Below are 11,704 nucleotides of genomic sequence, written 5' to 3' on the forward strand. Positions count from 1 at the left end.
TAATGTTGGGCGCGTTCGCATCGGCGACGGCATGGAGCTTCGTGTTCATGCCACCTTTGGTGCGTCCGATAAGGCGGCCGAGATCCCCTTTTTAACCCGCAGGCTCGATGCCGTGCGGTGCGCCTTCAGGTAGCTTGCGTCGATCATGACGATCTTGGGCTCGGCATTGCCCGCAGCCAGCCCCTCCATCATGCGCGTGAACACGCCACGCTCGCCCCAGCGCTTCCATCGATTGTACAGCGTCTTGTAAGGACCAAAGCGCTGGGCGCATCTCGCCAGCGCAGCCCATTGCGGTTGACGAAGACGATGCCGCTCAGCACCCGCGCTCATCCACCCGAGGCCTGCCGTGACTTTTGAAAAGAACGGCCGCAGCCGCTAAATCTGCTCGTCCGTCCGCCAAGACAGGTCGCTCATTCCGGTCTCCTTGCGGAGCCTGAATCAGGTCGCAACGCTCACATTAATGGGCCCTGGCCCTAGACTGACAGTACCCATCGGCTTGCTTGCCTCGTCTGCGCTCATGGGTGTGCTTGTCCCTGTAAGTAGATGTTCAAAGGCCCGTTCGTCGGTGACGGCTTGATTGGCAAGCTCGCGCCGAGGTTTATTCGGCGGTGGCACCTCGCGTACGTTTTCCGGCGCGACTAATTGTTCGCTGATGTGCGTGCGGCCAGACGAGTTGTCTGCGAGTACGGCCGGCTCGAGAGCGAGCGACCCCAACGGGCGTTGGGCATGTCCGTCATGGTGAACGTCAACACACCGCCAGCCCGGATTTCGGCGTCTCTGAGGTAAGTGCGGTTGAGCGGCCTGTCGTTCAACGTGACCGAGCCTATGTACCTGTTCGCGTCGGAAAGATTTCGGGTGTTGACGACAAAGCTGTGCCCGTTCGCCAAGCGCAACTTCGCTTGGGCAACGAACGGCCGCCCGATAACATATTCGTTGCTGCCGGGCGCGACCGGATAGAAACCCAAAGCGGTGAAGACGAGCCAAGCCGACATCTGACCCAGATCGTCGTTGCCGCTGAGCCCGTCGGGGGTCGGCTTGTACTGGCTGGTGACGATCTGCGCGAGCCGCTCCTGCGTTCGCCACGGCGCACCGGCATAGCTGTAGAGATAAGCGACGTGGTGGCTCGGTTCGTTGCCATGAATATACTGGCCGATCAGCCCGGCAATGTCTTCGGCATGGCTGTAGTCGACCTTGGAATTGTCGTAATCGAACATGGCGTCGAGCTTGCGGATTGCGCGGGCATCGCCGCCGAGCAGGCGGAACAGCCCCGCCTGATCCTGCGGCACGAACCAGCTATATTGCCAGGCGTTGCCTTCGGTATAGTCGGAGCCGTAATTGATGGCAGTCGGATCGAACGGTGCGCGGAATGCACCGTCGCTGCGCCGGGCGCGCAGCCAGCCAGTCTTCACGTCGAAGCTGTTGCGCCAGAAGGTCGCCCGGCGGTCGAACTGCGCGGCAACATCGTTCCTCCCCAGCGCCCGCGCCATCCGGGCGATCGTCCAATCGTCGTAGGCATATTCGACGGTCTTGGACGCCGCCTCCGGTTCACGGTCGATCGGAACATAGCCGCGCGTCATATAGTCGCCCAAACCACCGTAGGGCGCATAGCTGGCACTCGCGACCATCGCATCGAGCGCGGCATTGGCGTCGAAGCCGCGAATGCCCTTCATATAGGCGTCGGCGATCACCGGCACCGCGTGATAGCCGATCATCGTCCAGGTCTCACGCCCCGCGAACTGCCAAACGGGCAGAATGCCGTGCGGGCTGAAGCGCTGGCTGGCCAGCAGCGAGTTGACCACATCGCTGGTGGTGCGTTCTGGCTGGATCAACGTCAGCAGCGGGTGCTCGGCGCGGAAGGTGTCCCAAAGCGAAAAGGTCGATCGCTGCGTGTAGCCTTGCGCGTGGTGGACCTGGTCGTCGGGTCCGCGCCAGCGACCGTCGGCATCGCTCCACACACTCGGTGCGATCAGGCTGTGGTAGAGCGCGGTGGCGACGATCGTCTTCATCGGCGCTGGCGCGTCGAGCTCGACGGCGCCGAGCGCGTCGCGCCACGCGGTCTGCGTCCGGGCGCGGACTGTATCGAAGTCACCCGGTTCGGCGTCCAAATTGGCGACCGCACCGGCCTCGTCGACCCCAGACAAGGCGACCTTCACCTCGAGCGGGCGATCGAGCGCGCCGAAATCGAGCCGTGCCTCCAGCGCCCGGCCCAGCTTCTCGGCGAGCCGGTCGGTGCCGCGCCCCGGCGGTGCGAACCCCTTGTACGTCACGTCCTTATCGCGATCGAGCAGTGCGTGGCCGGTGAGCGGTGCGGAAAAACGCATCGCGAAAAACAATTTGCGCCCCGGCGCCCAGCCGCGCGTCTCTCGAAAGCCGGTCAAGGTGCCGTCGGCGCTCAGGTGCAGCCCCGACCAGAGGATCTTGCCCGGATAGTTGTACAGCGACGTGCGCAGGTCGACGATCAGATGCGCGGCCTGTGCGGCAGGAAAGGCATAGCGGTGCACCCCCACGCGCGTGCCCGCGGTCAGCTCGGCGCGCACCTTCGGACCATCGAGCGTCACCGCATAATAGCCCGGTGTCGCCTGTTCGCTGGCGTGCGTGAAGCGTGATCGATAGCCCGGCGCGACGACCGTGCCCGGATCCATCGCGACCGTCTCACCGGACACCGGCATCACCAGAATGTCGCCGAGATCGGAATGGCCGGCGCCGGAGAAGTGCGTGTGGCTGAAGCCCTCGACCGTCGGATCGTCGTGGCGATAGCCTGCGGCGTGAGCATAGCATTCCCGGATAACGCACGAGGTGTCGGTGTCCGGCGACAGTTGCACCATCCCGAACGGGGCGACCGCGCCGGGGAAGGTATGACCCTCGCCACCGGTGCCGATGAATGGATCGACCTCGGCGATGGTGTCCGCGAGCTGCGCGGCGACCGGCGCGGTGGCGATCGAAGCAAGCGCTGTCACCGCGGTGCAGGCACGAAGGACACTGGCCATGCTGCGGTATCGGTCCCTGTCCATCATGTCGCTCCATCGGCCGGCAGTTCCGCACCTGTCTGACGCAGGTGTCTGCAATTCAAGCAACAATCTGCGATCCGACACGGCAAACTTCGAAGGGAGGCAGCGCCGCACCTGCGTGGGGAGAAGCAGTGCAAACGATAGCGAAACCTGAATTAAGTGTCTGGTAACAAAGCATTTCTATCCGATTTTATTTGACAAACTGTTTTCGTTATTGCGAAACGAAGCTTGTTGCAGGGACCAGACGGACACGCCGATCCGGCCGTGAACCGACGCCAGCTCACGAGCGTGAAGACGCCTGCGACGCCACAGGGAACCGGTGGCGGGCAGATGCCCGGCCGGAAAAAGGGAGAGGTCGAATGCTTGATCGTCGTGATCGGCCGGGTGTGCCCGGACGACGTTTGATGGCGTTTCTGCTGGCGACCGCCGGCGTCAGCATCGCCGCGGCGGCACATGCCCAGGAGACCACGCCGGCCACCGCGCCCGCGGTCGCGTCGGATGCCGCGACGCCGGACAATTCAGTCCCGGATAGCAATGCCGGCACCGCGCAGGGTACCGCAGCAAGCGATATCGTCGTGACCGGCTATCGCCGTTCGATCGAAGAAAGCCTGAGCCGCAAGCGCGAGGCGAACGCCTTCGTCGACGTCATCACCGCCGAGGACATCGGCAAGTTTCCCGACAAGAACGTCGCGGATTCGCTTCAGCGCGTGCCCGGCATCATCATCGACCGCGACGGCGGCGAGGGCTCGCGCGTCAGCATCCGCGGCCTGCAATCCGACTTGACGCTGACCCAGCTCAACGGCAATTTCATCGCCTCGGCCGACGACAACGAGCCGTCGCGATCGTTCAATTACCTGCTGCTGCCGTCGAACATGATCGGCAGCGTCGATGTCTTCAAATCGCCCGAGGCGCGGCTGGACGAAGGCGGCGTCGGCGGCACGATCATCCTTAACACGCGCCGTCCACTCGACCTGAAACGCTGAGCGGCTTCGTGTCGGTCGAGGGCACCTATGCTGATGTGACGAGGAAGGTGCAGCCGCAGATCGGCGCGCAACTGTCGTGGAAGAATCAGGACGAGACGCTCGGCTTCTTGGTCGGCGCGACCTATCAGGAACGCACCGTGCGCGATCACCGTGCCGCGGCGTCGAGCTGGAACTGGTGGACCTACGACCGCGCGAACGAGCCGGCCACCGACGTGAACGGCAACCCCTATACCAACGACGATGCGATTTTTTACTGGCCGGAGGACAGCGGCGCGACCACGCAGGCCGGCCAGCGTTTCTCGGGCTATTGGGCGCCGCAGCAAGTCAGCCAGACCGTTACCGAGCAGAACCGCAAGCGGCTGGGCATTCAGGCGACGGCACAGATGAAGCCGTTCGACGACTTCACCGTCACTGCCAATTACTTCCGCTTCCAGGTCGACGACGACTTCATCAGCAACGGCATCCAGATCCCGGAATGGGGATATGGCAACTTCTTCTCGGGCGCGACGCTCGACAAGAGCGGCACGATCTTCCAGTCCGCGCAATTCCAGGTGCCCCCCGACGGCACGGGGTGCCGCGTGCAGGTCGGCAACCAGCCGCCGTGCACGATGGAGACGCCGCAGATCTACGGCACCTACAGCCGGGAAAAGTCGGTCTCGAACACCTTCGACGTCGAGAGCGCGTTCAAGCGCGATCGGTTCGAGGCGGTGTTCAAGCTCGGCAAGACCCGCGCCACCGGCGGCCCCTCGGCGCGGTTCAGCGTGGCGGCCAAGCCGCGCGTCGTGAACGGCATCGTCGGGATCAACGGCAACCAGTTCAGCGCGTGGAACTTTACCGACCAGTCGGCCAATTTCGAATTTTCGCCGGACCTTCAGGACAACATCAACAACGGACTGACGCAGATCGACCTGGGATCGACCAATTCGTCGTTTAACCGCAGTTCGATCGCGCAGCGCTATGCGCAACTCGATCTGACGCGGCGCTTCGACACCTTCCTCGATTCGGTTCAGGTCGGCGCGAAGTGGCGCGACGGGCAGGTCAATCGTGCGACCGGCCGCAACGAATGGTATGCCGATCCCGCAACCCAGTTGCGCTATCAGGACACGCCGGGGGCGGCGACCACGCGGCCGGGCTTCTTCTTCGACAAGCCGCTGGGCAATATTGCCGGCGGGTTCAGCGGCAACGCCTTTCCGGCGATCGACTTCCGCAACTATCTCGAATATTTGAATAACACTTATGGCGACGCGGTGCGCGTCGACGAAACGGGCTTCGTCTACGGGATCGGCGAGCGGATCTGGGCCGGCTATGTGCAGACCAACTTCAAGGCCGAGCGCTTCCGCGGCAATCTCGGGCTGCGCTACGTCAACACCCGCCAGACCGGCGTCACCTCCGACCGGCTGCAGATCCTCAACGATTATTGCGTCAATGCGGAGGGCGGTCCGTTCGTAACGCCGCCGGTCGGGGCAGACGGCAATTGCATCACGCTCCCGCTGGCGCAGCGCGAGACAATCGTGAACACCAAGCTCGACCAGACGCGCACCTACAGCGACTGGCTGCCGAGCCTCAACGCCTCCTATGACGTCACCGACAATCTGCTGTTGCGCGGTGCGGTGGCGCGGGTGATTGCGCGGCCGGCCTTCACGAACCTCGGCTCACAGCGCAGCCTGACCTATCGCTCGCCCGAATATGCGTTCGATCGCCGGCAGTTCGGCGAGCGCGAGGGCTGGTCGGGCTCGGGCGGTAATGGCGCGCTCAACCCGTTCAAGGCGTGGCAATATGACATCGGCCTCGAATGGTATTTCAAGCGCGGTTCGGTGCTCGGCGCGACCGCGTTCCGAAAGGACGTGTCCGACTTCATTGTGCCGCTGGTGCTCGACGTCACGCAGACCGTGAACGGCCAGCCGGAGCTGATCCAGCCGTACAGCACGGTCGCAAACGGTTCGAACGCGCGCTCGCAGGGTGTCGAGCTTTACGCGCAGCATACGTTGTCGTTCGGGCTCGGTGCACAGGTGAACTTCACCTACAATGACACTTCGGTGGCGCAGATCACGCTGGAGGGGCAGAACGTCGGCAGCTCGCCGCTGGTCGGCAGCGCCAAGACGCAGATCAACGGATCGCTGTTCTACGAAAACGATCGCATGTTGCTGCGCGCGTCGTACAACCGGCGCGGCGAGGTGGTGCGCGGGCTGCAATCCGGGCTGAACGTCTATGACGATCCCTATGAGCAGATCGACCTGAACGCCTCGTACAATCTGTTCGAGAATTTTGTCCTGAGCGCCTCGGTGATCAACCTGACCAAGTCCGAGCAGCGCCAGCATCTCGGCAACGACACCGAAGCGCGGTTCATCTCGAACGTCTATTCCGGCCGGCGTGCCTACGTCGGCCTGTCGTACAAGTTCTGACGCAGGTTATCCTTCCCCCCCTGGGTGGCCGCGGTGCGGCCACCCGCTTTTTTGACAAGGGGTATTTGCCATGAAACGACGTGCGGCGAAGCGATGGATGAAAACGGCGCTGGTCACTGGCGCCGCGCTGCTGTCGGCGGGTGCGCTTCGGGCGGCCAACCCGATCGTGCCCGGCTGGTATGCCGATCCGGAGATTCGCATCTTCTCCGGCGAATATTGGATTTATCCGACCTATTCGGACGATCCCGCCATCCCGGCCGCGCCGTCGCGCTTCTCCGCGCAGCAACGCGAGGACCGCAAGCGCCGGATGGTCCGACCGTCCTATGCCAAGCAGACGTTCTTCGACGCTTTCTCGTCGCCTGATCTGGTCCATTGGACCAAGCACCGGCGCGTGCTGGACGTCGAGAATATCGCCTGGGCTTCCTATGCGATCTGGGCACCGTCGGCGATCGAGGCGAACGGGCGTTATTATCTGTTCTTCAGCGCCAACGACATCCAGAGCGACAAGGAAACGGGCGGCATCGCCCTCGCGGTCAGCGACACGCCGGGAGGGCCGTTCCGGGATGCGCTTGGCAAGCCGCTGATCGGCGCCTTCCACAATGGTGCGCAGCCGATCGACCCGTTCGTGTTCCGCGACGACGATGGACAGGTGTATCTCTATTATGGCGGCTGGAAGCACTGCAACGTGGTGCGGCTGTCCGCCGATCTGTCGACGGTCGAGAAACACCTCGACGGCACGACGTTCAAGGAGATCACGCCGCCTGGCTATGTCGAAGGATCGTTCGTCATCAAGCGCAAGGGCGTCTATTATCTGATGTGGTCGGAGGGCGGGTGGACCGGCCCGGATTATCGCGTCGCTTATGCAACCGGCGCGTCGCCGACCGGCCCGTTCACGAAGCGCGGCACGATCCTCGCCCAGGACATGAAGGTTGCGCGCGGGGCAGGGCATCATTCGGTGGTCAACGTGCCCGGCAGCGATGACTGGTATATCGTCTATCACCGTCGTCCGCTGGACGACGGCAAGGGCGAGCACCGACAGATCGCGATCGAGCCGATGCATTTCGCGCAGGATGGAAGGATCCTGCCCGTCAAATTGACCAACACCGGCGTCACCAAGCCGCGTCCGTTGCGTCGAAAGGAAATTCGGTGAATACGAGGTTGATGCGCAAAGGGATCGCAGCGCTATGCGCGGGCACGATGATCGCCACGCCGGCGATGATCGCGGCGCAGGACGAGCCCGTGACGGCAATCGAGCTCGTCAACCCGCTGATGGGCACCGATTCCAGCTATGAGCTGTCATACGGCAATACCTATCCCGCGATCGCGCTGCCGTTCGGGATGAACGCGTGGACGCCGGTGACCGGCAAGATGGGCGACGGCTGGGGCTATACCTACAGCGCACACCGCATCAACGGCATCAAGCAGACGCACCAGCCCAGCCCGTGGATGAACGATTACGCGGCTTTTGCGCTGCTGCCGATGACCGGCACGTTGAAGGTGAAGGAGGCCGATCGCGCTTCGTGGTTCAGCCACAAGGCAGAGGTCAGCACCGCCTACGGCTACAAGGTCTATCTCGCCGATTATGACGTGACCGCCGAGCTTGCGCCGACGACACGCGCCGCGCAGTTCCGCTTCACGTTCCCGAAGACCGAGCAGGCACATGTGTTGCTCGACGGTTATTCGGGCGGGTCGATGGTTTCGATCGATGCCAGGAAGCGGCGGATCACCGGCTATGTCCGCAACAATCACGGCGGCGTGCCCGCCAACTTCCGCAACTGGTTCGTTGCCGAGTTCGACCATGACTTCACGGTAACACGCACCTTCGACGGTGCCGGTACGGTCACTAAAGGGCGTCACGCCCAGGGCGATCACGTCGGCGCCGTGGTCAGCTTCGCGACACGTGCGGGCGAGCAGGTCGCAGTGCGCGTCGCCTCGTCGTTCATCAGCGCCGAGCAGGCGCAGCGTAATCTTGACCGCGAGATCGGGCGCGACGATTTCGCCATGACCCAGGCGAAGGCCAAGGCGGCATGGACGCGCGAACTCGACCGGATCAAGGTCGACGACCCCGATCTCGACAATCGCCGCACCTTCTATTCCGCACTGTGGCGGATGCTACAATTCCCCCGGCAATTCCACGAGATCGATGCCCGCGGCCAGCAGGTCCATTACAGTCCCTACGACGGGCAGGTGCACGACGGTCCGCTCTATACCGACAACGGCTTCTGGGACACGTGGCGTGCGGTCTTCCCGTTCTTCGCGCTGATGTACCCCGAGCGCGACGGCGAGATCATGCAGGGGCTCGTCAACACCTACAAAGAGTCGGGGTGGCTGCCTGAATGGGCGAGCCCCGGGCACCGCAGCGTCATGATCGGGTCGAACTCGGCCAATCTGATCGCCGATGCGTATCTGAACGGCGTGCGCGGCTTCGACGTCAACACGCTCTACGAGGCGATGGTCAAGAACGCGACCACCTCGCAGGGCCGCCCGCGCGACGCGAAGGGCAAGGTGCTGACAGCGGTCGGGCGCGAGGGTGTCGAGCTGTACAACCAGCTCGGCTACGTCCCCTATGACGTCGGCATCAACGAGAATGCGGCACGCACGCTCGAATACGCCACCGCCGACTTCTCGCTGTCGCGGCTCGCCGCCGCGCTCGGCAAGAGCGACGATGCCCGCAAATATGCGGCGCAGGCGCAGAATTATCGCAAGCTGTTCGACAAGCAGAGCGGCTGGATGCGCGGTCGCAACCGCAATGGCTCGTGGTCCACGCCGTTCAACCCGTACAAATGGGGTGACGCATTCACCGAGGGCAATTCGATCCATTACAGCTGGTCGGTGATGCAGGACGTGGCAGGCCTGATCGAGCTGATGGGCGGACGCGACAAGTTCGTGGCGCGGCTCGATGCGGTTTTCTCGACCCCGCCGATCTTCGATGACAGCTATTACGGGCAGGTCATCCACGAGATCCGCGAGATGCAGATCGTCGACATGGGGCAATATGCGCATGGCAATCAGCCGATCCAGCACATGATTTACCTCTATGACTGGGCCGGCGCGCCGTGGAAGGCGCAGTTCCACGCGCGCGAGGTGATGCGCAAGCTCTACTCCTCTGCGCCTGACGGCTATCCGGGCGACGAGGACAATGGCCAGACCTCGGCCTGGTACGTCTTCTCCGCGATGGGTTTTTACCCGGTCACGCCGACCGTCGGGCAATATGCGATTGGCAGTCCGCTGTTCAGGCGGGTGCAGGTGACGATGCCGGGCGGCAAAGTGCTGACGATCGAGGCGCAGAACAACAGCCGCGACAATGTCTACGTTCAATCCGCGACGCTCAATGGCGTGCCGCATGACAATCCGTGGCTGTCTCGCGAGGCATTGCAAGGCGGCGGCACGCTTCGCTTCGTCATGGGCCCGACCCCGAACAAGGTGTGGGGCGCGCAGCCGGAGCAAGCGCCGTTTTCGATGAGTGAAGCGACGCGGCACAATGATCTAAGATCTGCTGCCACTCACGATCATCATCGTCGAAAGCCCAGCTAGGGCGTTCGTCAACTCGCCGAATGGCCCCGTCAAACTAAATGCACCAACTGGTAATCGAGTGATGGTGGGGTAGGGCGGGGCATGCCCCGCCCGCGCAAACCAGCTTCAACGGTCCGCTACTTCAACTCGTCACCCGAGGTGATCCGGCTGGTGGTGCTAATGTACGTGCGTTTTCCACTGTCGCTGCGGAACGTGGAAGACCTGCTGTTCGAGCGCGGGATCGATATCTGCCATGAGACGGTGCGGCTGTGGTGGAACAGGTCTGGGCCGTTGTTCGCCCGCGACATCCGCCGCCAGCGTGTGAGCCGGATGCGCGGCTTTCGTCACTGGCGCTGGCACCTGGACGAAATGTACGTGAAGCTGAACGGCGAGATGGTCTACCTGTGGCGAGCGGTCGATCATGAGGGTGAGGTGCTGGAAAGCTACGTCACCCGGACCCACGACAAGGTGGCCGGGCGCTGTCCAATCGACGTACCGGCTTGCTCGAGAGCCGCGCAGGGTTGGTGATTTCGGCGGCCTGAGCTATGCAGGCCACGCTGTCAGTACTGCGAGCTTACTTGGTATTTTCCAAGGTTGGCTCCCTTTGCCCGCTAAACAGCAGGCAAAAGGGCAAGAGGGGCGCCTTCAATCGGCCATGTGCAGTTGCTTTGACAGCATCACGCTACGCTAATCGATAGGAGGCCCGTCCCAATCGGTTGGTGGCTTCACGCCAACCGATCGTAAGGTGGCCCCAGCGTTGATCGAACTCCGCATTCCGGTTCTATAGCAGTCGACCAGGCGGTCCGCTCCAATCCGGCTTGATGACCAGAACCGCCGGCCAGCCGGTGTTCGAAAGAACGCCGACACGTCTGCAATCTCCTGCGCCGATAGAGACCTAACAAGGGAACCTGCAGCACACAGATCGGCGCGCTCGTCCTCCTCCGACGTGGTCGGCAACAGAATCTCCAAGCGTGCGATCAGCGCCTGCAGCCTTTCCTGACGGTATGCAGGTCGCATGGACCAATCCTCCGAAGCTCGATCGAGCAATTCATTTGCGAGGCGTACACGACCCGCATCTCGTAGGTCACGCCGCTCTGCATCCGAGATCGCTTGGTCGCGCCAAAAGGCGAGAACCGGCGCTGACATCTTTGGATCCGGCGGTGGCGGAGGAGGAACTGCCTGGACAGCCAGCAGGGCGAGAAGAGCGATCATTACATCAGCATCGCACCGCACGTCCGCGTCCGCAATTGGGCGGAAACAAGCGCGCGCGTGCCGGTATCCGACGGGTACAACCGTGCCCGTTCATCCACTGCGCCGAGGAGAGAAGCCGATTGAGGCGGAGGGTATCTCCGCAGAGGAGTGAATATCAAACGACTTGCAAGGCAATACTATTGTTCAAGATGTTGCAAGATGGGTTTGAGAATGTAGGCTTCTATCGTGATGCGCCGCTCGATGCTTGTCATGGCCCGTCTTGAAGCCGTTTGATAACCGGGCCAGTCTCGCTCGATCGCTTCCAAATTCCATCGATCAATATGTGCCTTCGCTTCCGCCTGCCTACCATGAAGATCGGCGGTGAGCTGGTCGATAAGCCTTTCAATGTCTGGAAAAGAACTTCCCTGTAAAATGGGGAGAATTTCCTTCGCCAGGAAGCGGCTGCGCTCAGCGGCTGCTGCTGTGATGCGCAACCTCGACAGCGCTATGCGGCCGGTCTGTGGCAGCTTCTCACTGCATAGTTCACGGTGAAACTCGAGACAAAGGTGCATTCGTTCATGATGGCCGTTCAGAACCTCCAGCATCG

6 protein-coding genes and 2 pseudogenes are annotated in these 11,704 nt (G+C 62.7%); 5 read left to right on the plus strand and 3 right to left on the minus strand.

Annotation, left to right across the window (positions count from 1 at the left end):
• Nucleotides 1-15: 15 nt before the first annotated feature.
• A pseudogene (locus SPHPH_RS18435) lies at nucleotides 16-372 on the minus strand (IS5 family transposase); the annotation flags it as partial.
• Nucleotides 373-638: 266 nt separating this feature from the next.
• Nucleotides 639-2,987 (minus strand): GH92 family glycosyl hydrolase, encoded by a 2,349-nt coding sequence (locus tag SPHPH_RS0100660; protein ID WP_028964975.1) that lies wholly within the window; start codon nucleotides 2,985-2,987, stop codon nucleotides 639-641.
• A gap of 215 nt (nucleotides 2,988-3,202) precedes the next feature.
• On the opposite strand from SPHPH_RS0100660, the gene SPHPH_RS21495 reads away from it, so the two are divergent.
• From SPHPH_RS21495 to SPHPH_RS18450, 5 genes and pseudogenes are all read left to right on the plus strand, one after another.
• Complete coding sequence (locus SPHPH_RS21495) at nucleotides 3,203-3,991, plus strand: TonB-dependent receptor plug domain-containing protein (RefSeq protein WP_238302776.1); 789 nt, start codon at nucleotides 3,203-3,205, stop codon at nucleotides 3,989-3,991.
• 8 nt (nucleotides 3,992-3,999) lie between these two features.
• A complete protein-coding gene (locus SPHPH_RS18440) occupies nucleotides 4,000-6,393 on the plus strand; it encodes a TonB-dependent receptor (protein WP_238302777.1) in 2,394 nt (797 codons plus the stop codon).
• A gap of 97 nt (nucleotides 6,394-6,490) precedes the next feature.
• Nucleotides 6,491-7,543, plus strand: a complete 1,053-nt coding sequence (locus SPHPH_RS0100670; RefSeq protein WP_037487815.1) for a glycoside hydrolase family 43 protein — start codon at nucleotides 6,491-6,493, stop codon at nucleotides 7,541-7,543.
• A 47-nt stretch (nucleotides 7,544-7,590) separates the two neighbouring features.
• Complete coding sequence (locus SPHPH_RS18445) at nucleotides 7,591-9,927, plus strand: GH92 family glycosyl hydrolase (protein WP_051273165.1); 2,337 nt, start codon at nucleotides 7,591-7,593, stop codon at nucleotides 9,925-9,927.
• Between the two features lie 81 nt (nucleotides 9,928-10,008).
• Nucleotides 10,009-10,380, plus strand: a pseudogene (locus tag SPHPH_RS18450) (IS6 family transposase); the annotation flags it as partial.
• Nucleotides 10,381-11,294: 914 nt separating this feature from the next.
• On the opposite strand, the gene SPHPH_RS0100685 reads toward SPHPH_RS18450, so the two are convergent.
• Nucleotides 11,295-11,702, minus strand: a complete 408-nt coding sequence (locus SPHPH_RS0100685; protein WP_156025741.1) for a hypothetical protein — start codon at nucleotides 11,700-11,702, stop codon at nucleotides 11,295-11,297.
• Nucleotides 11,703-11,704 lie beyond the last annotated feature (2 nt).

It is taken from the genome of Sphingomonas phyllosphaerae FA2 (assembly GCF_000427645.1).
GTDB classification, from domain to species: Bacteria; Pseudomonadota; Alphaproteobacteria; order Sphingomonadales; family Sphingomonadaceae; genus Sphingomonas; species Sphingomonas phyllosphaerae.